The organism is Arthrobacter crusticola, assembly GCF_004357995.1.
In the GTDB taxonomy this organism is placed as follows: Bacteria; Actinomycetota; Actinomycetes; order Actinomycetales; family Micrococcaceae; genus Arthrobacter_D; species Arthrobacter_D crusticola.
In genome coordinates, this window is record NZ_SMTK01000004.1 from 405,301 (window position 1) to 425,427 (window position 20,127).

23 protein-coding genes and 1 tRNA gene are annotated in these 20,127 nt (G+C 64.1%); 10 read left to right on the forward strand and 14 right to left on the reverse strand.

Annotated elements, in window-relative coordinates; genetic code table 11:
• The first annotated feature begins 10 nt into the window (after positions 1–10).
• Positions 11–859, forward strand: a complete 849-nt coding sequence (locus E2F48_RS13615) for a phosphodiesterase (protein ID WP_281274806.1) — start codon at positions 11–13, stop codon at positions 857–859.
• 12 nt (positions 860–871) lie between these two features.
• Here the strand turns inward: E2F48_RS13615 and E2F48_RS13620 are convergent, their stop codons facing one another.
• Both E2F48_RS13620 and E2F48_RS13625 read right to left on the reverse strand, forming a co-directional pair.
• Complete coding sequence (locus tag E2F48_RS13620) at positions 872–1,126, reverse strand: hypothetical protein (RefSeq protein WP_133404494.1); 255 nt, start codon at positions 1,124–1,126, stop codon at positions 872–874.
• Between the two features lie 112 nt (positions 1,127–1,238).
• Positions 1,239–1,481 (reverse strand): hypothetical protein, encoded by a 243-nt coding sequence (locus E2F48_RS13625; protein ID WP_133404495.1) that lies wholly within the window; start codon positions 1,479–1,481, stop codon positions 1,239–1,241.
• 101 nt (positions 1,482–1,582) lie between these two features.
• Between E2F48_RS13625 and E2F48_RS13630 the strand changes: the two genes are divergently transcribed.
• Positions 1,583–2,203 carry a DUF4352 domain-containing protein gene (locus tag E2F48_RS13630; RefSeq protein WP_133404496.1) on the forward strand — a complete coding sequence of 207 codons (621 nt, stop codon included), beginning with the start codon at positions 1,583–1,585 and terminating at the stop codon, positions 2,201–2,203.
• A gap of 4 nt (positions 2,204–2,207) precedes the next feature.
• Here E2F48_RS13630 and E2F48_RS13635 read toward each other — a convergent pair whose 3' ends face one another.
• From E2F48_RS13635 to E2F48_RS13645, 3 genes are all read right to left on the reverse strand, one after another.
• Entirely contained in the window at positions 2,208–3,047 is an 840-nt protein-coding gene (locus E2F48_RS13635; RefSeq protein ID WP_133404497.1) for a sucrase ferredoxin, read from the reverse strand.
• A 64-nt stretch (positions 3,048–3,111) separates the two neighbouring features.
• Positions 3,112–4,305 (reverse strand): cupin domain-containing protein, encoded by a 1,194-nt coding sequence (locus tag E2F48_RS13640; protein ID WP_221411685.1) that lies wholly within the window; start codon positions 4,303–4,305, stop codon positions 3,112–3,114.
• The gene (locus tag E2F48_RS13645) at positions 4,289–4,543 is read right to left on the reverse strand and encodes a hypothetical protein (protein ID WP_185149821.1); all 255 of its coding nucleotides are present in this window, start codon (positions 4,541–4,543) and stop codon (positions 4,289–4,291) included. The genes E2F48_RS13640 and E2F48_RS13645 overlap by 17 nt, the downstream gene beginning before the upstream one ends.
• A 290-nt stretch (positions 4,544–4,833) precedes the next feature.
• Here E2F48_RS13645 and E2F48_RS13650 point away from each other — a divergent pair, with 290 nt between their 5' ends.
• Positions 4,834–5,610 carry a type 1 glutamine amidotransferase domain-containing protein gene (locus E2F48_RS13650; RefSeq protein WP_133404500.1) on the forward strand — a complete coding sequence of 259 codons (777 nt, stop codon included), beginning with the start codon at positions 4,834–4,836 and terminating at the stop codon, positions 5,608–5,610.
• Between the two features lie 88 nt (positions 5,611–5,698).
• On the opposite strand, the gene E2F48_RS13655 is transcribed toward E2F48_RS13650, so the two are convergent.
• Entirely contained in the window at positions 5,699–5,917 is a 219-nt protein-coding gene (locus tag E2F48_RS13655; RefSeq protein ID WP_133404501.1) for a hypothetical protein, read from the reverse strand.
• A gap of 951 nt (positions 5,918–6,868) precedes the next feature.
• Between E2F48_RS13655 and E2F48_RS17370 the strand changes: the two genes are divergently transcribed.
• Positions 6,869–7,009 carry a hypothetical protein gene (locus E2F48_RS17370; protein ID WP_165968768.1) on the forward strand — a complete coding sequence of 47 codons (141 nt, stop codon included), beginning with the start codon at positions 6,869–6,871 and terminating at the stop codon, positions 7,007–7,009.
• A gap of 816 nt (positions 7,010–7,825) precedes the next feature.
• On the opposite strand, the gene E2F48_RS13660 is transcribed toward E2F48_RS17370, so the two are convergent.
• On the reverse strand, positions 7,826–8,617 hold the full coding sequence (locus E2F48_RS13660) for a helix-turn-helix transcriptional regulator (RefSeq protein WP_133404502.1): 792 nt from the start codon (positions 8,615–8,617) through the stop codon (positions 7,826–7,828).
• Positions 8,618–8,965: 348 nt separating this feature from the next.
• Between E2F48_RS13660 and E2F48_RS13665 the strand changes: the two genes are divergently transcribed.
• The 3 genes from E2F48_RS13665 (at position 8,966) to E2F48_RS13675 (ending at position 12,893) form a co-directional block, all read left to right on the forward strand.
• Positions 8,966–9,934 carry a calcium-binding protein gene (locus tag E2F48_RS13665; RefSeq protein WP_133404503.1) on the forward strand — a complete coding sequence of 323 codons (969 nt, stop codon included), beginning with the start codon at positions 8,966–8,968 and terminating at the stop codon, positions 9,932–9,934.
• Between the two features lie 461 nt (positions 9,935–10,395).
• Positions 10,396–11,505, forward strand: a complete 1,110-nt coding sequence (locus E2F48_RS13670) for an NAD(P)-dependent alcohol dehydrogenase (RefSeq protein ID WP_133404504.1) — start codon at positions 10,396–10,398, stop codon at positions 11,503–11,505.
• Between the two features lie 206 nt (positions 11,506–11,711).
• Positions 11,712–12,893 carry an iron-containing alcohol dehydrogenase gene (locus tag E2F48_RS13675; RefSeq protein WP_133404505.1) on the forward strand — a complete coding sequence of 394 codons (1,182 nt, stop codon included), beginning with the start codon at positions 11,712–11,714 and terminating at the stop codon, positions 12,891–12,893.
• Positions 12,894–13,141: 248 nt separating this feature from the next.
• Here the strand turns inward: E2F48_RS13675 and E2F48_RS17795 are convergent, their stop codons facing one another.
• Both E2F48_RS17795 and E2F48_RS13685 read right to left on the reverse strand, forming a co-directional pair.
• Complete coding sequence (locus E2F48_RS17795) at positions 13,142–13,345, reverse strand: helix-turn-helix domain-containing protein (protein WP_133404584.1); 204 nt, start codon at positions 13,343–13,345, stop codon at positions 13,142–13,144.
• Between the two features lie 176 nt (positions 13,346–13,521).
• Positions 13,522–14,745, reverse strand: a complete 1,224-nt coding sequence (locus E2F48_RS13685) for an MFS transporter (protein ID WP_133404506.1) — start codon at positions 14,743–14,745, stop codon at positions 13,522–13,524.
• Positions 14,746–14,844: 99 nt separating this feature from the next.
• Between E2F48_RS13685 and E2F48_RS13690 the strand changes: the two genes are divergently transcribed.
• The gene (locus E2F48_RS13690; RefSeq protein ID WP_133404507.1) at positions 14,845–15,417 is read left to right on the forward strand and encodes a TetR/AcrR family transcriptional regulator; all 573 of its coding nucleotides are present in this window, start codon (positions 14,845–14,847) and stop codon (positions 15,415–15,417) included.
• 220 nt (positions 15,418–15,637) lie between these two features.
• Positions 15,638–16,507 carry an alpha/beta fold hydrolase gene (locus tag E2F48_RS13695; RefSeq protein ID WP_133404508.1) on the forward strand — a complete coding sequence of 290 codons (870 nt, stop codon included), beginning with the start codon at positions 15,638–15,640 and terminating at the stop codon, positions 16,505–16,507.
• A 442-nt stretch (positions 16,508–16,949) separates the two neighbouring features.
• Here the strand turns inward: E2F48_RS13695 and E2F48_RS13700 are convergent, their stop codons facing one another.
• The 3 genes from E2F48_RS13700 to E2F48_RS13710 all read right to left on the reverse strand — a co-directional run bounded on the left by E2F48_RS13700 (position 16,950) and on the right by E2F48_RS13710 (position 18,521).
• A complete protein-coding gene (locus E2F48_RS13700) occupies positions 16,950–17,165 on the reverse strand; it encodes a hypothetical protein (protein WP_133404509.1) in 216 nt (71 codons plus the stop codon).
• Positions 17,166–17,212: 47 nt separating this feature from the next.
• Complete coding sequence (locus tag E2F48_RS13705) at positions 17,213–17,593, reverse strand: hypothetical protein (protein ID WP_165968769.1); 381 nt, start codon at positions 17,591–17,593, stop codon at positions 17,213–17,215.
• A 604-nt stretch (positions 17,594–18,197) separates the two neighbouring features.
• Positions 18,198–18,521, reverse strand: a complete 324-nt coding sequence (locus E2F48_RS13710; RefSeq protein ID WP_133404511.1) for a hypothetical protein — start codon at positions 18,519–18,521, stop codon at positions 18,198–18,200.
• Between the two features lie 214 nt (positions 18,522–18,735).
• Between E2F48_RS13710 and E2F48_RS13715 the strand changes: the two genes are divergently transcribed.
• Positions 18,736–19,266, forward strand: a complete 531-nt coding sequence (locus E2F48_RS13715) for a hypothetical protein (RefSeq protein WP_246018992.1) — start codon at positions 18,736–18,738, stop codon at positions 19,264–19,266.
• A gap of 176 nt (positions 19,267–19,442) precedes the next feature.
• Here the strand turns inward: E2F48_RS13715 and E2F48_RS13720 are convergent.
• Together E2F48_RS13720 and E2F48_RS13725 are read right to left on the reverse strand one after the other, a co-directional pair.
• Positions 19,443–19,532, reverse strand: a tRNA-Ser gene (locus E2F48_RS13720).
• A 74-nt stretch (positions 19,533–19,606) separates the two neighbouring features.
• Entirely contained in the window at positions 19,607–20,092 is a 486-nt protein-coding gene (locus tag E2F48_RS13725) for a pyridoxamine 5'-phosphate oxidase family protein (protein WP_133404513.1), read from the reverse strand.
• Positions 20,093–20,127 lie beyond the last annotated feature (35 nt).

Below are 20,127 nucleotides of genomic sequence, written 5' to 3' on the forward strand. Positions count from 1 at the left end.
GGCAGACCACGTGATTCTGCATCTCAGCGACACCCACATGGTGGCGGACGGGCTGCTGTACGGCGGGGTTGACAGTGGGGCGCGGCTTGCCGCGCTCCTTGAGCAGATGGAGGCCTCCGGCGTCGAGCCGGAGGCCCTGATCTTCACCGGGGACCTGGCGGACAAGGGGCATCCGGAGGCGTATGCGAGGCTGCGCGGCATCGTCGAGCCGATTGCGGAACGCCTTGGTGCGCAGCCGATCTGGTTGATGGGAAACCACGACGACCGGGCCGGGATGCGCGCCGGCCTGCTCGGAGAGCCCCCGGAGGAGGCGCCGCTCTACGGGAGCTATCGGCTGGGTGGACTGCGCGTGCTCACGCTGGACACCTCGGTCCCGGGGTACCACCACGGGGCGATCTGCGCAGAGCAGTTCGAGTGGCTGGCTGAGCAGCTCGCGCATCCGGCCCCCGAGGGCACTGTCCTGGCCATGCACCACCCGCCGGTACCGATGATCCAGGACCTCGCCGTTCTGACGGAGCTGCGGCGGCAGGACCTGCTTGAAACTGCACTGCGCGATTCGGACGTCCGGCTGATCCTCGGCGGGCACCTCCACTATTCCTCCGCCGGCACCTTCGCCGGGATTCCGGTGTCGGTGGCCTCGGCCACCTGTTACACGCAGGACCTCACGGTGGAAGTGGGCGGATCGCGGGGGCGGGACGGAGCCCAGGCCCTCAACCTGGTGCATGTCTACCCGGGCACGATCATCAACTCCGTGGTGCCGATCGGGTCTTTCCCGACGGTGGGGCAGTACGTCTCCCCCGAGGAAGCGCAGCGGCGCCTGGGGATTGCGGGTGTGGGCGGCACGATCCGCAAGCGGTGAGGCGGCCGGAGGCTAGTTTCCCGCATTGCCCTGATCGGGTTTTCCCTTGCGCTGCGCCCGGTAATGCCGGATCAGCGCCCCTGCGATCAAGAGGATCGTCAGCGGACCGGTTACTGCAAGGACGGCCTTCGGACTGTCGTCGTCGTAGGGGAAGGCCTGCGCGGTCAGCAGGATGGAAAACGCAAGGAACATCCAAAGGAAAAGCGGGGAAGGACGATACTCCCCGGTGAGTTCGTCGGACTCCTCGGGTTCATCCGTCTCTGGCATTTCTCCAACCCCCATTCCGGTGGGAACCCGCACCGGAGGAGCAGGTTCCCGCTGCCTTCTGAGGCGAGCATAGGGCGCCGTGGCGGCCCGGGCCAGAAACTGGAGCTGAGAATCAGCTGTTGATGTCGCCGTCGCGCCGGTCCAGTGACGTGACGTAGTCCTGAAAGTGCTCGGGCAGCCGGAGGTGTCCGGAGTCCCGGGACACGCTGGTCCACCAGTCCGCCCCGCCGACGTGGGTGAGCTCCTCCAGGGTGTCAGCACTCAACGGAGCATTCGGATCGGACTTGAGGAGGTCCTGGGTGCTTGGCGAAAGCTTCGCCCACACCTCGGCGTCGTTAGCGCGGTCATCTCTCATGGCGGAAGCCTACGCCCGTGAATCCGGCTGCCTCAGCATGGTGGTTTCCTTGACAGGTGAGACAGGGGCCTGGCGTTCCTCCCGGCGAGCCGGAAATGTAGGTGAAACCGGACGATCCGGAAATTAGAGTGGAGGTACGCTGCCACGGCCCCGTCAGCGGCTCCAGTGTCGGAGGAATCATGAAGAACTCATTCGCCCTTACCGCTGCTCTTCTACTCGGAATCGGCCTGTCGGCCTGCAATGGTGCTGAGCCCACAGAATCACCCGGAGGCGTGCCTTCTGCGACCCAGGACGCAATTGGTGAAGCCCCCGCAAATCAGAGTGCGGCTTTCGGCGACACGGTGACCTTCGAGGGGGGCGTGGAGGTAACCGTCGAATCCGGAGGCTTCCAGTCCGCTTCTGGCAGTGCGCCGGGTGCGGTTGAGGGCCAATATGCGGTCTTCGAGATCACGGTGGTCAATAACGGCGAGACGGAAGTGGACGGCGGCCTGATGAACCTTCCTCTGGTCCGTGCCGGCGACGCCGGGACAGCGGTTCAGCCGGTGGTCGATTCAGACACGGGCATCGGCGGGGAGCTCTTTTCGACGATTGCGCCCGGAGACACCCAAACGGCGCAGTTCGCCTACGGCATCGCCGCTGCCGATGCGGACATCGTCCAAATGGAGATCGCGGATCCAATCGGGACCGGCGAGGACGCCATCTACCAAGGCGCCATCGAGTAGGAAATCACGCGGTCGTGATCGAAACCGTTTCATACACGATGACCGAGCCCGCCGCCGGTGCGCGGCAGGTCAACTGTTCCGGCAGGGCGCGGTAAGTCCGCAATTCGACGTCGATCTGTGCCGGGTGAGGCGGGGGAGCGGTGAGGCGGATCCGCCAGCGGTCACCGTGGCGGCTGGTTCCGGCGACCGTATAGTCCCGCCGTCCCGCCGGACCGAAGCGTTCGAGCGCGGCAGCGACAGCGGCCTGCTGGGGCTGGAGGAGATCGGTGTAGCCGCGCAGATGTTCCGCGTGGATGGAGTCGGCGAGGTGCCCTTCGACCGTGGCCACCGACGATGCGGCATCGAGGCCGCCGTAGTACACGCCGTCGGGCGCGATGACGACATTGGCCGCGAACCGGTCACCGCCGACGTGCGAGCATTCCCAGACCAGCTCAGGCCAGCGCTCCTCCAGGGCACGGCCCACGGGCCGTCCGCGCAGCGCGCAGCAGGTGTCATGCAGGCCGTGGGCGCAGACGAGGAGGACCGGCGGGTGGCCGAGTTCGCCCGGTCTGCTGAGGGCAGCGGCAATGTCCGCCAGGTCTTCTTCCCGCGTCCACGACCCCCATAGCTGCCGATGGGCACCGGAACCGTCATGGCGCAGGACGGCCCATCGCTGAGGCCCTTCGCGCCGCCGGCGGCCGTGCCGCCGCACCAGCAGCACCCGCGCCCGCGCGGCCTGGGCGGCGGCGATCACGAGGGCTTTCGTGTCGGGCTCGATGGTGAGGCCGTTGAAGCTGTCGAACGGCCACCTGCCGCGGTATTCGATGAGGACCCAGACGACGTCATTCGGCGCTGTGCCCGCCATCGGGTCGTCCCGCACCCGGGCACTACTGGCGCAGAAAAAGCGTTCCGGAGCGGTCACCGCGACGTCACGGATCCGCGGGAACGAGGACACCGGCGCGCAGCAGCCTCTCGACGAGGCCGTTGCCGAGATCGTTCGCGGTGCCGGCCTCGCCGTCGAGCAGGCGCCTCACGGACGGCAGATCGGTCTCGGGGAAATCGAGCCAGCCTACCCGGGTGCTCAGGCGCGATCCCTCGAGCCGTGCGTCAAGCGCGCCGCGCAGCCGCACCACCGATTCGGGGCCGAGGCCTTGGACGGCCGCGAGCTGGGCCAGCGGTCCCAGCGGGGCCGGGCGTCCCTGTCCCCGCCGGGTGCGGTGGAACAACGAGGCGGCATCGGCGTCGGCGACGGCGGCGGCCAGGCGTTTGCGCACGACGTCGACCTCACCGGCCGGTCCGTCGACGCCCAGGGGAAGCGTCCGGCGCATCTCGGGATCGTCGCGGAGCAGCGCAAGCGCGGCCTGGACGAGCTGTTCGGCCAAGGCGTAGCGGGTCCAGCTGTGGATGCCGAGCGTGAGGTGGATTGAGACCTCGCCCTGCGCCTGGGCGGCATGCAGCCAGCCGCGCGGCAGGTACAGGACATCACCGGGCCCGAGCAGGGTGTCGATGTAGGCCTCGCCTTTCGCGGCGTCGGCGACGGCGGCGCGGCGGTCGGTCCACACCTGATCACGCAGCGGGTCGGGGAGGACCGGCTCGTGGATAATCCAGCGCTTCGTCCCCTCGATCTGCAGGACGAAGACGTCATGGACGTCGTAGTGGTCGTCGAACCCGCGGTTCTGGGGAGGTGTGATGTACGCGTTGGCCTGCACCGGATGTCCGAGCTCGGTGCTCAGCCGGGCGTTGAACTCCGCGATGGGTTCCCAGGTGCGGTGCAGCGCCTGCAGAACGAGGGTGGCGCCGTCGGCGAACTTCCGCCACAGCGCGGTGTCATCGAGCTGGTCCGAGATGGTCGCGCCGACACCGGCCGGGGCCGTGAAGGACGAGTCGGGAAAAGTGGTGCCCTCCTTGGCGACGCGGAGGAAGGGCGTGCGCAGACCGCGGCGGGAGATCAGTTCGTCGACGGCCTCGGCGGAGAACAGGTCGGAGAAATCGCCCGCGCCGCGCGTGAGCAAGGCTGTTTGCCCCCAGAACTCGCGGGCGAACTTCTCGCGGTCGATGTCGATCAGGCGTGTCTCCAGAACCCCAGCGCCGGGACGCGTGGGGTCGTCAGGAGGAGTGCTCAAGCTCAGATGCCCGCTCCGCGATCTGCGCCGCTATCGGCGCCTCCATCTGCTCCTCCGTCGGCACCGCCATCGGCACCTCTATCTGCTCCTCCGTCGGCTCCGCCGTCAGCGCCTCCGTCTGCTCCGCCGTCGGCACCGCCATCGGCGCCTCCGTCGGCACCACCGTCAGCACCTCCGTCGGCGCCTCCGTCTGCTCCGCCGTCCGCGCCGCCGTCAGCTCCTCCGTCGGCACCGCCATCTGCGCCTCCGCCGTCGAGCATACTCGGGACGCCGGTCGTGTCACCGCCCGCCGCCAGTTCCTGCTCGCTGGGATCCTGCTGTGGTTCAGTCATATTTCCTCCTGAGAGTCGAATACTCCTCGTACCTGATCACCCCACCGGGCGGTGCATGACGTTGACATCACCCTATCGGCACAGATCAGCCGAGGGAACAGCCCGCAGATTCTCACTCACCAGGAGCGGAAGTGTGAGAGGGAGAACCCGAAGTAGGGCGGGGCGTAGGGTGGAAGCCGGACGAAAGGAGCACTTCATGAAGAAAATCCTCATGGTACTGACCAGCGTTTCCGAGATCGGCGACACCGGGGAGAAGACCGGCTACAACGTGGCCGAAGCTGCACACCCCTGGAAGGTTTTCAAGGATTCCGGGCATTTCGTCGACTTTGCCTCGATCAAAGGCGGCCAGCCTCCGCGCGACGAGGTGGACAAGGATGACCCCATCCAGGTCGCCTTCACGGAGGATGAGACCACGCATGCCGGCCTCTACAACACCGCCCGTATCGACGTTGTCAATGCCGACCAATACGACGGCGTCTACCTCGTGGGAGGCCACGGCACCATGTGGGACTTCCCGGACAGCGAAGGCCTGCAGAACCTGGTGGCCAGTGTCTACAACGCCGGCGGCGTGGTGGGAGCGGTCTGCCACGGACCGGCAGGCCTGGTGAACGTCGAACTGGACAACGGGTTCCGTCTCGTTGAGGGGCGGAGGGTCGCGGCCTTCACCAATGAGGAGGAGGTTGCCGCGGGGAAGGACAAGGTCATCCCGTTCTTCCTGGCCGACCGGCTTAAAGAACAGGGAGCTACCCACGTCTCCGCCGATGTCTTCGAGGAGAAGGTCGTGGTGGACGAGCGGCTGGTGACCGGCCAAAACCCGGCCTCGGCCGCCGGTGTGGCCAAGGAGATGGAGAAGCTCCTGGCGGAGGTTATTCACCAGGAGAAGGCCGAGGAGCAGCACGAGGCCCAGGCCCTGCGCGCCGAGAAGGACGCTGAGAAAGAGGCCAAGAAGGCTGACGCAGCAGCGGAGCACTAGCGGCTGCAGCGCACCAACGCCTGCAGATCACGGAAATCGGCGGCCGCCCCGAGAACGGGGCGGCCGCCGGTCGTTTGTCCAGTGCAGGTCAGCGCTTGCCGCCCTGCGCCTTCGACGGGAGAAACTTCTCCGTGACAACACCGCTCACGTTGCCCGCGGCGTCGACCGCACGCACGTAGACCGTCATGGACTGGGCGAGCGCCTCGCGTGTCCGGTCCGAGTGGAGACCGAAGCAGTCAGCGATCCGCGGGACCCAGCAGTCGTCGTTGTGGCGGCCCCCCAGGTAAACGGCGGAGGTGTGCTCCACACCCTTCGCGGGGGGGATCAGGTCACTTGTGTGCGGAGCCGAGGATTGACGGGGCCTGCGGGATGCTCTCGATCGTGATGTCGGTGCTGGTTTCGACGTATCTCACTTCGCCGTCGAGCTGATACGGCATGGGCCCGGCGCAACCCCAATAAACGGTGGGGGTGGTGGCCCCTCCGGCGGTCAGGGGCCGCCCCTGGCGCCTCCTGCGCGAAGCGCTGATTCGGATTGTGGTCAAGCAGCCGGTTACCGGAGGACGTTGAATACCTAGGGTCCTTCGGACAGACCTTAATCAGGCGAAGGCCGAACCGGAGTTACGGAAGGGTCCGCCGGCTCCATGAACGCAGGATGCTTCTTCTTAGGTCCGAGCCCGGGCCACCCGGAAGGCTCCCACTGCGGCAGAAGTCCAGTGGTTCGGGGCGCAGAGCGCACTGTTGACGGCGCCGTTAGGCTCGGAGCATGGGTGCCAAGCGTAGGAAATGGCCGACCAAAGGCCACGCTTTGACTGGTGGCGTTTTTGCGTTGCTCTGGATGGCCAGCAATGCGTATTCCGTACTGGCCGAGGGTCGCCCCGCCACTGGGTTCTACTGGGTCATGCAGGCCGTTTGGCTGGTCTTCGTCTTACTGTGTGTGTGGTTGTTCATTCGAGCCGTGAAGCGGCCAGAAGACACACGATAACGTCGGTTATGTTGTGGGCGTTGGATTTAATCATCGGTTCCCTAAACCCTTGGTCGCCGCTCCGAATCCGCTTGGGCACCGCCCGACTAGCTCAGTGATGGGGCGCATTCTTGGTAAGGACGAGGTCGCCAGACCGAACGCCTCCGAGACACCCGGACCTCAGCTGAGTTAGACCAGTGCTGTTCGGCCCTGCGCGCACGCATCGAGGAGCTGCGCCGCCGGATTGTTGAAGAGCACGGCTTCGTCCTCATCGCGCCCGTCCGGTGCGGCCGCGGCATGATCCCCGTCGACGAAGACAACGACGAAACCAACCACGCCATGGACGCCTGCTCGGCCTGCACCGCGGAACTCTCCACGTACACCGGCAAGGACGCCCAGGCTTCGGCCGAACCCTCCACCGTTCCACAGGTCGACTAGGCAGCAACCGCCCGACAGGGAGCTACTACGCCATGCGGGGAGCTCCTGGTCCTATGTGACGGTCTCCGTCGCCTGGATGCTGCCATTGGAACCCAAGACGGCCAGGTCATTTGCCGCGGCGGAGTTCATGCTGCCTTCCTCGCAGACGACCCGGAGAACAAGCGTTCCAGGCAGTGGATCTCCCTCTCGATGCGGGCGTCAGCCCAGATCGTGCCGGTATATTTCACATGCGTCCACCCGGCCGCGTCCAGCGAGACGGACACCTTTGCCTCGCGCCATCGACCCTTCCAGAGCGACCTGACGACGTCGCCGTCGACCCGGGTATTGAAATACCGACCCGACATTGCTGCCAGGCGCAGCACCGAGCATGGCCACAGAACATATCCTCAGCCCGTAGGCGCACCACAGGAAGAAGCCCCCAATTGCCAGAGGACGAAAACACTGCGGAGATGAGCGCCGAAGCCTTCAGTACCGCGTTCACCGATTTGAGGACAGGAGACGTCATTAGAGTGAGTTCTGGGCACGGCTTCACGCGTCCAGCCGGACACCGCCTTTGACCTGTTTGTGGAGCACCCAGTAGAGCGGCACCTGATCCAGTTCTGGAGGGAATCACCGTCACCGATGAAGATTCTGGCCCCGTGTCTGCTTCCTGGCAGGCCGCGGCGGATCGTCTCGCGGGTTGAGGGGCCGCCAGCGGCCTGGACACGAGCCGATCTGTGCCTAATCCAGAGTGGAAATGGCACCCGCCCACGACGCGATGACCGCCTAGATTGAGCCCAAGGGGCCCATTTCACCGTCTTCCCAGCCCGCTGCAGTTTAGGAGTGTTGATTCTGCCGAGAAGTGGCCGACGATGGATTCAATATTCCCAGTTCGTGTGCCGTTTGGACTGCCATGAGACGGTCGCACACATCCAGTTTCCGGTATACGTGCTCCAGGTGCTTTTCCGCAGTGCGAGGCGAGATGTTGAGCCGCCTCGCCAGGCTTTCCGCGGTCAGGCCCTTGCTCAGCAGCGTCAAGATTGACATCTCGCGAATGGTCAGGCCGGGATTGGAGTGCTGCGTGGAGTCCCCGGCCCTCATTGGCACTACCGCGATGTGCAGTGCAAGACCGGTCAGGATCGGTTGCAGCAGCCTGGCCAGGTCCATCTCCTGCTCGGTGAAGTCGCGGTCGGACCGTTGGATGAGGTAGGTGTTGTGGTTGACCCCGCCGACCCGCAACGGGATCGACAATTGCTGGTTTATGTTCCAGGGGCGGGCCGTTTCCTCCCAGGCTTGTTGGAGTCTGTTGCTCGCCAGAGCCTCAGGAACCCGCCCGCAGGACTGGGGTTCGGACTGCCCGGTGAACATGTACCAGCGCAACAGCGGTTGTTGCCTAAGGTCGTACTCCCCCGGCGGTTCGTCGGGTATGTAGTTCCGGGGCCAGGCAGCGAGGATGTGATTGTCCCAGGCAGGGCCCACAAGGTTCCGCCCGGAGAGAGCTGAGTTGAACGACTGGTTGAGGAGAGCCAGGATGTGCTCCTCATGGGCCGTGGGCAGCCCAGGCGGCTGCTGAAGGATTTCTCCAACGAGCTCCAGCCACATGCGGTACTGCGCGTCATTGCGGGCCACGCTTCAATTTTAAGTTCGAGCGCGCTGCGGCGGCCCAGGCCATACGTCCCGAGTAGGGCGCCGACAGCCGGTCCGGATGTACGTAGAAGTGCGTATGGGTCCAACCACGGCTCCCAACTATTCTGGTTTCAGCATTCATGCGGCCACGACAGAAACGTGGTCCCGTTGCGAAGGCCGTGCCGTTCCCGCATAGACGGGCGGCCATGTCCCAGTCCCTTCTGTCGGGGCGGTGAGCCATCTAGCCAACAGCTAGAAATCGGCGGGCTCGAACCAAAGGAACGCTGCTGAACTGTGAGCGCAGGACGAGTGTGCCTCATTGAGTTCAGCCTTATTCATCAAGGATCTCCGATGAACAGCACAAGCACTTCATATCCGGCCGTTCCCGACAACACAGTCCCGGCCGGCGGAAACAGCCATCGACGCACGTTCCGCAGACGTGTAGTCGGAGCCCTCGCGACCGGCGCCCTGACCGGGCCGGCACTCCTTCTTGGCGCAGTTCCTGCCCAAGCCGCGGCGACAGGTGTCTACATCGCCAATGGCATCCTGGAAGTGCGGGCCGGGGCGGCAACCGAAAACAGGATCACCGTTGAACGCGTTCCATATGGAATGTCCTGGCGCTATGTCGTTAGGGACACCGGCGCCACCGTGACTATCGGAAATGGTTGCATCAAAATCGATGCGAATACCGCCCGGTGCAACTACAGCGGCGTCTCATCCGTTGCTGTCAGAACCCTGGACCTACCGGACAGGATCAACTCGAATGTAACGGTAGGAACGTGGGTGAGCGCCGGTGATGGTAACGATTACGTGGACCTCCATTCCGCCCACGACACCGCTTACGGTGGGCCGGGAAACGACAAAATATTCGGATGGGGTGGCAAGGACCGCCTGTACGGTGAAGCCGGGAACGATATTATCCACGGCCATGCTCACGATGACACCGTGGACGGCGGCAGAGGGACGGACGAAATATATGGCGACGAGGGAGCCGACATGCTCTGGGGCGAGGAAGCCAACACCCTCCAGGCCGGCAGTGGAGGCGATCTAATGCGTGGCGGCGCTGGTAATGACCGAATGCGCGGAATGTATGGAAGCGACCGCATGTACGGGGAGGCTGGTGACGACACGGTGCAAGGTGGCTACGACCGAGACAGAGTGATTGGCGGCGCCGGAAGTGACGATCTTGGCGGTGGTAACGGCAACGACTGGCTCTATGGTCGGGACGATAGGGCCGGCAACGACATTGTCCGAGGGGATAGTGGAAGTGACTACTGCGAGGCAGATCCCGGTGACACCAAGCAAAACTGTGAAACCTGACCTCCCGTCAGGACGCCTAAATTCGCCCTGAGGACGACCAACGTAGCGGTGCTCCCACTTCTCCAAAGTGCGGTGCACCGCCACGTTGTCCGAGTAGCCCCCGCGCAGTCGCTGTGGGACAGCATGCACAAGCGATCCCGCTGGGTTTCGGCGGCTAGATTGAGCCCATGGGGGCTGAGAAAAAGCAGATGAGCGCGTTCGTCGCGGGCTGACGCGTTGCCGGGTTGGCGGGGCGGCATCTACAGGTTGCAGACGCGCTCCAAGACTGGTTCGGGACAACCCAAAAGACGTAGAGCGTGTGCACGCACTATCCGCTCGAGTACCCTCACCGTCTCATGGAGGTCATAAGCGTCGAAACCCTTGTTACCGTGGGCCAGATCGTTGCAAACTCGGCTTAGCGCGTATGCGACGCACCGGCACCTTCACCACCGCGAACCCATTGAGCAGAAGGCGAGAAGACCATGCCCACGACCGTCACCGCAGCAGTCGCCCGGACCGGAGAGGACGACTTCTCGATCGAGCGGCTGGAACTGGAGGACCCGCGTCCGGATGAGGTCCTCGTCCGCTACACCGCGGCCGGCCTGTGCCAGACCGATCTGGAAGCCGCCGCGGGTCGTCTGCCCACCCCGCTCCCGGTCGTCCTCGGCCATGAGGGTGCCGGTGTCGTGGAGGCCGTCGGCTCCGGGGTCACCGGCTTCCGGCCCGGCGACCGGGTCGTGCTCAGCCTCGACTCCGACGGCATCTGCCCCAACTGTCTGTCCGGTCAGCCTGCCTACTGCGAGCGACACACCCCGCTGAACTTCGAGGCCCGCCGCGCGGACGGCTCGGTCGGACTCACGGACAGTGCCGGGCCGGTCCATGATCACTTCTTCGGCCAGTCCTCCTTCGCCAGCCACGGCCTCGCCCACCCGCGCGGCCTGATCAAGGTGGACGACGAGGTGCCGCTGGCGACACTGGCCCCTCTCGGCTGCGGCGTCATCACCGGCGCCGGAGCGGTCTTCAACTCCCTCCGGGTCCAGGCAGGCAGCACTCTCGCCGTCTTCGGCGTGGGAGCGGTCGGACTCTCCGCGCTGATGGCGGCCGTCGCCTGCGGCGCCACGCGTGTCATTGCCGTGGACACCAAGCCCGAACGCCTCGCCCTGGCCAAGGAGCTGGGTGCCACCGACCTGGTGAACGCAGCAACCGCCGACACCGCCGAGGCCATCACCGACCTGACCGGCGGACGCGGGGTCGACTACAGCGTCGAGTCGACGGGCGTCGTCGCGGTGATGAACACCGCAATCGCCGCCCTCGCCCCCCTGGGCTCCGCCGCCATCCTCGGTGTCGCCGCCCTGGACGCCACCTTGCACGCCAACATCTTCGAACTGCTCAAGGGCCGCACCATCACCGGCTCGGTCATGGGACACCAGGCCCCAGGTGTCCTCATCCCCCGACTGATCGGCCTGTACCGCCAGGGCCGCTTCCCCTTCGACCGCATGATCCGCACCTACCCGCTGGCCGACATCAACACCGCCGTCGCCGATGTGAAGGCAGGCCGCACCGCCAAGGCCGTCCTCACCCACGCGGCCTGACCGAAAGGCCCGACTCTCCCGCCCACTGCCGCCCCCGCCACCGACGCCCAGCCCCGGGATTAGCTGTAGCAATCGACGCCTACACCGACGTCCAAGGCATTCGGACGTCACTCAAGTGACTTTCTGACGCTGGGCGAGTGACCGGGTCCGCCGCGCTCGCCCCAGCTGGAAAGTCCCGTTCAACTCACCGAGAAAGGTAGCAAGAGATGCTCACCACCTTCAGATCCCCTGAACTGGTCGAGTTCGGCCAAGGGGCCAGCGACCGGATCGCGGACATCTGCGCCGCGGTCGGAGTCGCCCGACCGTTGATCGTGACCGATGCATTCATGGCCGCAAACCCGTTGCTGAAGCGACTCACCGGCCCCCTCGACGCCGCAGGCATCCAGTACGGGTTGTTCAGCCAGACGGTCCCTGAGCCGACGACCGACTCCATCGACGCACTGCGGGCCCACTATGCGGACGGGACCTACGACGGTCTCATCGCCTTCGGTGGCGGCAGTTCGATGGACTCCGCCAAGGCGCTGGCAATCATTGAGGCGTACGGCGGGACGTATGCCGACCATGTCGTTCCCAACACACCCGATGGCTCGGTGATGCCGATCATCTGCGTCCCGACGACTGCCGGCTCGGGCTCCGAGGTCACCAATGCGTGCATCCTCAAGGACTCCACATCCGGTGAGAAACTGGTCTACCTGGGCCAGGCGTGTGTTCCGCAGATCGCGCTCATCGACTACGAGTTCTCGCTCGACATGCCCGCCAAGCTGACCGCGTCGACGGGCATCGACGCGCTCTCGCATGCACTCGAGGCCTACACCTCGACGGGCGCCAACCCGTTCAGCGATGCCATGGCGCTGAGCGCCATGGCGCTGATCGGGCCGTCCCTGCGAACTGCCGTGCGAGAGCCAACGAACCGGGCTGCGCGTGAGCGGATGATGGTCGGCGCGACGCAGGCTGGCTACGCATTCACCAGCGCCGGCGTCACCCTGGTCCATGGCATGACGGCGCCGGTCGGTGGGCTGTTCCACATCCAGCATGGCGTCTCCAACGGAATGTTCGCGCCGACAGTGCATGAGTGGTCCGCCGGGGCGTCGGTCCCTCGGTACGCGACCGCAGCGCGCGCCCTCGGCTTCGCGGACTCGACCGTCGGTGACGAGGAGGCGGCAGCAGGGATCGGCCGGGCGCTGCGTGCGCTGAACCGCGATCTCGGTCTGCCGTCGTTGCAGGAGTATGGCGTGGACGAGGAGCGCTACCTGGGGATCCTGGACTCGATGGTCGAGCAGGCCTTCCTGACTGGAGGGCCTGGACTGAACCCTCGAGTTCCGACACCCGATGAGATGCAGGACCTCTACCGCGCGGCCTTGAGCGACTCGTGGGACTCCGCTGCCTGACGCGTGATCGACGAACAGCGCGAGGCGGTCGTCCCTGACTGCCTCAACATCGGGACCAGCAGCGGTCGCGCGACCGCTGCTGGTCCCGAGTGGGGTGTCCTTCAGGGCGTCGACCAACTCCGCATCCCGCATCCGTCAGGGCGACGTAGATTGGCTCGACTGTGAGTTCCCTCGCGCCGAACGACCCGCGTTGGAGCGGCTCGGGATCCGCCGTGGCGGACGCATCGCTCGTGACCCCGAACCAGGGATCAGCCCGTCCTCAGCAGTCCGTGCGGCCCCGCCGTCGAGCTGCGGTACTCACCGGGCGTGCAGCCGTATGTTGCCCGGAAGAGCCGGTTGAAGTGAGGGGCGCCGGTCAGCCCATGGCACGCAGCGACGCTGGCGATCGGAGTACGCGCCAGAGTCGGGTTGACGAGCGCACGACGGACGCCTTCCAGACGGCGCTTGCGAATCTACGCCGCCGCTAACTCACGATCGCGCTGGCGTGGACCGGAGACCTTGTTTGGTTAGTTGTTTGGCTGCTCTCGGCTTTAGATCGAGTCCGCTAGACGACACGTCGACTACCTGGCGCCCGCGCGTCGAGGAGCGGGATCATGTACGGGAGCCCGCGCTTGCCCTCTTGGGTAGGTCAGGCGGGGGAGTTGGCTGCTGAGGGTTGGAGTCGGATGTCTTTCCGCAGCCGTTGCGCCTGCAGAAGGATGGAAAGTACGGCGAAGGCCATGATGGTGAGTGCATAGAACTGCACGGTTGTCACCAGCCCTGCCAGCGGTGCGAGCTGCCCGACGATGATGACCGGGATGCTGAACGCCAGGTAAGCGGCGGTGTAGACGCCGGAGAAGACGCCGGCACGTTGGTGCGGTTGGATGCGCGGGGCGATGAGTCGGAACTGTCCGCCGAATGAAGCGCCGAAGCCGGAACCTCCAAAGACAGCTCCGATCCAGATGGCGGGCAACCACCTTTCGTTTATTCCTGTAAGTACCAGGACGACCCCGATGAAGACAAGGATCATGCCGGTCACCATGCTGCGCCGGGCGGGCTGCTTGGCGAAGATGAAGCTGGATACTGCTGCCGCGAATGGGCCAACGGATGCGGTGAAACCGCCCACCAGGCCGCCGTCGAGTCCGAAGTGGACCCGCAGTACCACGGGGGAAAGCCCGAGGAAGAAGGCGGGGAACATCCAGCCCGCGATGAGCACGGGGACGCCGGCGAAGAAGTCAGTGCGTATGCTCGCCGGGAGGACGAGGCGTGGCCGGAGTGAACGAAGGGCGCCGGGACGCTTCGCAGCTGTTTCCGAGGTGAAACTCAGAAAAATTACTCCCGCGACCATGACGCCGGCGAGGATCGTGAAGATGAGCCTGTTGGCGTCCGGGGTGAACTGGACGGCGGCGCCGGTTACCAGGGCACCGATGCCGAGACCGCCGGCAACGGATGCTGTGGCGAGGCCGCCGGCCAGCTTTTTCAGATTCGCCGGGGCGTGCTCGTTGATGGCGGCGTTGAAGGCGCTGGTGGCGACACCGGTGGCCAGGCCTTGCAGGGCCCGGGCAACAATCACCCAGGTGATTGTGGGTGCGAGCAGGAACACCAGCATTGAAACAATCTCCCCATACAGTGCGGCGAGCATGACCGGGCGCCGGCCGACGTGGTCGGAAAGGGAGCCGCCCACCAGCAGTGCCACAAGGAGGCCCAACGCGTAAACGGCAAAGGCGATGCTCAGGCTGCTGGCCGAGAAGCCCCACTCCTGCTGGCGGAGCGAGAGCAGCGGTGTCGGGGCACCGGCAGCAAAAAAGAACGCGGCGAAAACCACCGTAAGTCCGGCGAAAGAGGAAGTGCTGGGTGCTTGTAGACGGGGCAACGCGGGATTCTCCTTGGACAGATCGGTCTAACAGGTTAGACAGATCGGTCTAGAGAAGTCAACCTGTTTTTAGACAGATCTGTCTGATAGCCTTGGTGCATGGTTTCAACGCGTCCGTCTGCACGGCAGCGCCTCCTCGAGGCTGCTGACCGCTTGTTCTACTCCGAGGGTGTTCACACGGTCGGGATCGACAAAGTGATCCAAGAGGCGGGGGTTGCCAAAGGCTCGCTTTTTTACAACTTCTCGGGCAAGGACGACTTGGTGGCCGCCTACCTTGAAGGCAGGGATCAGCGGCGACGCGACCGGATCGCCCGGCACCAGCAAGGCCTGAAAGATCCAATCGAAAAACTGCTGGCAATCTTCGACGCCCTGAACGAAGCAGTTTCAGCCCCGGGTTACCGGGGCTGCGCCTTCGCCAACGCAAACGCCGAAGCCCTCCCTGGCAGCGTAGAAGCCAAAGCCCTCCGTACTTTCCGGGACTGGCTCGCCGATACCCTTCTGGCCCTCAGCGAAGAAGCAGGATTCACTGACGCTGCCGATGTGGCGGCCCGCCTCGGGCTGCTTTACGACGGGGCCGTCGCCAACTCCCAACTGGACACCCACCCTGACGCGGTCCGCCTCGCCAAAGAACTCGCCTCCATGGTCCTCAACAACTCACCTAGGACCACTTGAGGCCCACGCCTGTCCAACCGGCTGGGAAACGACCGGCATAAGAACCTCCGGGAATAGGTTCTGAGCAGACTCGGTTGCGAGTGTGTCGCTGGCAGGGGTGACCCACAAAAGCACAAGAACTCCCGCCGTCCAGCGGGTGGGACACCTCCAATGTCATGAGCCCAAACCTTGAGCTCAAACTTGCACCACCAATACCCCAACAAAGTGAGGAACTGAAGCAATGGATCACAAACTCGAACTCGGGTACGTCCAGGTCGATCCAGACATCACGCTCAGAAGGATGGTGGCGCAGACCACCACGCCAAAGGGAACTGTGCTTCTCCTGCATGGATTTCCGGAGACGCTGTATGCCTGGAAAGACATGGCCCTGACGCTGTCCACGGACTACGAAGTCCATGCCATCGACTGGCCGGGCCATGGTCTTTCGTCGCGGCCCCCGGCCGACAAGTTTTCGTACTCGCCCAAAGATTATGCGCGTGTTCTGCAGGACTACATCAAGAAGGCGAACATCGCGACATCGACGCTCACGATCTATGCGACCGACATCGCAGCTCTCCCGGCCCTGCTAGCAGCTCTCGACGATCCGCAGATCGCCAGGACCATCATTGTTGGTGATTTCGCGCCGTTCAACAGGCCTCAGTACATGCTCGACGGATTGCAAAGTCTGAAGTCGGAACCCTCAGCAAGTGCGACGCTCGCCGGCTTCAAAAGCAGGACCAGTGCGGAGTTTCTCGACACCTCCTTGAAGGGAGGTATTCCCCCAGAAGCGCAGTTTGAGGCTTCGGCTGAGTTCAAGGATGACGTCTCCAGCACATGGGGCCATGGCGGACTGACACCGCCTGACGCCTTCTACCACTACTACGCCCATTTTACGCGAGATCAAGATTATTTTGAGGCGAACATCGACAAGCTGAAAACGCCCGTGAAACTCATCTGGGGCGAGAAGGACAACTTCATCACGAAGGAAATGGGGATCGAGTTCGCGCAAAGGATTAACGCGAACATCCGTATTCTTCCTGGGGTGGGACACTACGCCCACCTGCAAAGCCCGGAGCTGGCCATTGAGGAGATCCGTGCCTCATTCCGATGACCGCGCGCGGAAAAGCCAGAGCCGCGGCCCTGGTCCCTCCGTCCACCTCGTCGAGGTGGATCTCGAGGACTGTGCCCCAGCTCCACAAGTTGGTCCTCGCCCTCACCAGAGGGGTGCTCACGTATGGATCCCGCAGGGAGTATCGGGGCATCGACTCAATGTTGGTTTCAAGGAGCTTCCTCGGCGTTGCGACGTCGAGGGGCACGTCGATCATCATGCTCGCCCTGGCGTTTCCGACGCTGATCCCTCGTGACCTGGCCTCATTCTCCGCCCGTCGTTTCCTAGCAAAACACGCGAAGGTGGCCACTGCGCCCAAGGCGATGAGAACCGCCGTGATGGGGAAAAGCATCCAGGTTTGCATTGGACTCCTTAGCTGCTATCAGTTCGTGCCGGGTCGCTTGGGAATGCGTCCAGGCCCGGCTCTACCGACTTTTCGGGGGTGTCATCGGGACATCAGCCCCCGAACGGCGAGGGCAACCCCGACGATGACGCACAGGACACCGAAAACCCAGGTTGCGTGGGCAATGACTTTTTTCACCGCTGGCTCGTGTCTCTTCACGACGGCATAGTCCTTGAAGTTGGCCCACATGAACTTCTCGTAGAGCCGGCGCCAGATAATCAACGCCGCCCCGAATACGGTGATCAGAATTCCTTCCATGACTACCCCTCTGCTCGCCCGACTGGTTATCGCCAGCCGCTCTCTTATCAGTCCGTCTCCGGCTCCGGGTTCGCGACATCAGAATCGAACCAAAGCTGAGAAAAAAGGAAGACCATGAAGGCGAGAATGGATCCTGCCCATTCGACGGAGAATCCATGCCAGGGGAGCAGGACAAGAGCCAGAACCGGCAGCCCCCAAGTGGCCATCCTTTTCCACTTCTTGTCGGTTCTCGTGAAGACGAGCGATCTCCTGAAAGCAATCAAATATGCGTAGAGGAAGCACATTACAAGCACGCCGATGGACCCATAGGCAGGTCGTGCGTCACGGCCCTGAGCTCCTTCCAAGAGATCTGGCAGGACAACCATGGCGAGGGCAGCCAGCGACGTCAGAGCGATGACCAGCGCCACCCGGCGCCGGTATGCCATCACAGGACCTCCTCAGGCCGGCCCAGACCTGAAGTTCCGCCCCGCGCAGCCCGGAGGCTCATACCATTGTCCAGGCGAAAAGCGACCCGATGGCCGAAACCATAATCCCAAGCAGGAGGAAATACTCCCCACGGGACAGGAGAGCGCCGGTGCGTATTTTCCTTCCCAGCCACCAGCCGGCCATCGTCACAGAACATATCGTCAGCCCGTAGGCGCACCACAGGAAGAAGTCCTCCAATTGCCCTCCTTTATCGTGTGCGGTTCGGATTAAGGTACGTCTTGACGTACGACTGCGCACTGCGATTCCCGGGATTTTGGCAAAACGGGTAATGCCTGCCAGTTCAGAGTATTGGGGCCACGTCATTCACCCTGCCGCGCTCTTGAGGAATTCGGGCAGGTAAATCATTGCAGCCGCACACATAGTCCTGGCCACCGTGCGTGTTATCGACGGGCCGTTCTTCTGGATCAAGTGCTCCTTAAAGCTGGGGATCAAGCCCCCGTGGCCCAGGAATCGAAACGCCTCCTGAAAACCGGCCGACTTGCCCTGAACTCCGCGGACAGAAGGGCCCCCCAGCCACCCACGGCTGGGGATCCCGGCGGAACACTGTTAGACGGCCTTCACTCCGGAGGGGCGCAGGCTGAGACGCTTGGCGCTGCCAGAAGCGGTTTCCAGCGCCTCATAGATGTGAACCGAGAAGAGCTTGAGCTTGGTGTCTATCGACGAGGCGTCCTCGCCCGAATACAAACCCTCCGTGTCCGTGTTCTCAACCGCGGTGTAGACGTCATCAAGCGTGCCGTCGAAAGGCAGCTGCCTCCCGTCCATGGCCTGGACGATCACCTGGGCAGACCCTCCTTCACCCTCCACGGAGATCCGGGCGATGTCGGTGGTGACGTCGCTCAGGGCGGCGATGAAGTAGTCGTAATCACGCATGGGTCCACCTCACGTTGGTCGGGAGTGAAGTAATCGCTCAGAAAGCAGCTCGAGTTCATTTTGCGCCACGCCTGAGGGGCGGGCCCGTGCCAGACTGGGCGCCAGCAATGGCACTGAACCAGGGGGATACGTGGCGGGCACAGACAAGAGCGAGGAGCCACCCAGCCGGTGGGTGACGGCTGAGCGGTGGGCGGCCGGCACCCAAGACCACGGCATGGACGAGGCAATCCGGATCTACTACACCCGGTATTTCCCCGCCGGTGCCCTGCTTCTCCTCATTGTGGGGACCGGGGGTTCCTACCTGCTGTGGGGCAGGCAGATCTCCTGGTTCGAGCAGCTTGAGTTCGGCGTGTTACTGATGGCCACCGGCTCCATGATTGGCGGTTTTGTCTACAACGCCAAGCGGCTCAAGCCCCGGGTGAATTTGGGCAGGGCAGATGTCGCGATCGCGCTCAACAAGACCGATCAGGCTTCCGTGAGGCGGCAGATCGCGGGCAAAGAGCCCCCGGACCAGGAACACCTGACAGTGGTGCGGGCCGCCGCTGTGCAAATGCGCAAGCAGACAGGGACCTTCCTGCTGATCATGCCGTCCTACCTGTTCCTCGTCGGATCACAGAACCTGTGGTGGATGGCTGCCGGCATGGCCATCATCATGCTGACAGGCATGTTCCTCATCGTGCGCGACTTCCGCCGGCAGGGCCGCTTCCTCCAGCAGACCGAGAGCCTCACGGAACAAAACCCCTGATCTGCCCCGTCGTGTTCGGCTGAGGTACAGGTGAATGCCATTGCCATCGAGACCATCAGGCACCACAGCGCGCGGTAGCACCTCGAAGCGGCTGTGATTCGTCGAAAGCTGCACCAAAGACGCACCACGAAGACCCAGAGAATGCAGAAAACCCCCGGCTTCCCGGGGGTTTTCTATGGCGGTGACGGTGGGATTTGAACCCACGTTGGCTTTTACACCAAACAACATTTCGAGTGTTGCACCTTCGGCCGCTCGGACACGTCACCAACGCCGCTACTTTACCGGGTCTAGGTGCCCGAACCCAAAACAGGGCGCCGCGCGTGCCCGAACAGCGGACTCGTTAGAGGTCAATGACCTCGTTCTTCCCCGAGTCCGGCTTGGTTCCCGTGACGAGCCCCTTGACCATCTTGACGGCCGAAACGACCCGCGGGGCGTCCATCGACCAGTACTCGGCGGTGTCGGCGTCGACCTTGATCAACGCGACGGCGGGATCGTCCCTGCCGTTCTCGAACCACGCCGACACCGAGGGCCCCCACAGCTCGTCGATCTTCGCCTGATCCCGGGTCAGGGAGGCGGTGCCGGCGATCGAGAGGTAGCCCTTCCCCGTGCTGACCGAGACGTTCACCTGCGGGTTGGCCCGGATCTCCTCGGCCTTCGGCGAGGGGTCCTCCGTGAAGAACCACAGGTCGCCGTCGAAGTCCTTGCCGTGGATCGCCAAGGGACGGCTGACCAGCTGCCCCTGCGCGTTCGTGGTGGTGAGGATGGCGATGTCGGCCTTGTCCAGGATCTTCCGCAGTTCCTGCATACCTTCCTGCTGAGTATCCATCGATGCTCCTTCGCTGGGCGGGCGCACTGAAAGCT

Bases quoted from the DNA above. Each gene is read 5' to 3' on its own strand.
- E2F48_RS17370 (WP_165968768.1), top strand. From the start codon at position 6,869: ATGATCCCCGTCGACGAAGACAACGACGAAACCAACCACGCCATGGAC.
- E2F48_RS13690 (WP_133404507.1), top strand. From the start codon at position 14,845: ATGGTTTCAACGCGTCCGTCTGCACGGCAGCGCCTCCTCGAGGCTGCT.
- E2F48_RS13710 (WP_133404511.1), bottom strand. From the start codon at position 18,521: ATGCGTGATTACGACTACTTCATCGCCGCCCTGAGCGACGTCACCACC.
- E2F48_RS13665 (WP_133404503.1), top strand. From the start codon at position 8,966: ATGAACAGCACAAGCACTTCATATCCGGCCGTTCCCGACAACACAGTC.
- E2F48_RS13645 (WP_185149821.1), bottom strand. From the start codon at position 4,543: ATGGCGGTGCCGACGGAGGAGCTGACGGCGGCGCGGACGGCGGAGCAG.
- E2F48_RS13650 (WP_133404500.1), top strand. From the start codon at position 4,834: ATGAAGAAAATCCTCATGGTACTGACCAGCGTTTCCGAGATCGGCGAC.
- E2F48_RS13725 (WP_133404513.1), bottom strand. From the start codon at position 20,092: ATGGATACTCAGCAGGAAGGTATGCAGGAACTGCGGAAGATCCTGGAC.
- E2F48_RS13625 (WP_133404495.1), bottom strand. From the start codon at position 1,481: ATGAGAGATGACCGCGCTAACGACGCCGAGGTGTGGGCGAAGCTTTCG.
- E2F48_RS13695 (WP_133404508.1), top strand. From the start codon at position 15,638: ATGGATCACAAACTCGAACTCGGGTACGTCCAGGTCGATCCAGACATC.
- E2F48_RS13670 (WP_133404504.1), top strand. From the start codon at position 10,396: ATGCCCACGACCGTCACCGCAGCAGTCGCCCGGACCGGAGAGGACGAC.
- E2F48_RS13635 (WP_133404497.1), bottom strand. From the start codon at position 3,047: ATGGCGGGCACAGCGCCGAATGACGTCGTCTGGGTCCTCATCGAATAC.
- E2F48_RS13700 (WP_133404509.1), bottom strand. From the start codon at position 17,165: ATGGAAGGAATTCTGATCACCGTATTCGGGGCGGCGTTGATTATCTGG.
- E2F48_RS13620 (WP_133404494.1), bottom strand. From the start codon at position 1,126: ATGCCAGAGACGGATGAACCCGAGGAGTCCGACGAACTCACCGGGGAG.
- E2F48_RS13675 (WP_133404505.1), top strand. From the start codon at position 11,712: ATGCTCACCACCTTCAGATCCCCTGAACTGGTCGAGTTCGGCCAAGGG.
- E2F48_RS13715 (WP_246018992.1), top strand. From the start codon at position 18,736: ATGGACGAGGCAATCCGGATCTACTACACCCGGTATTTCCCCGCCGGT.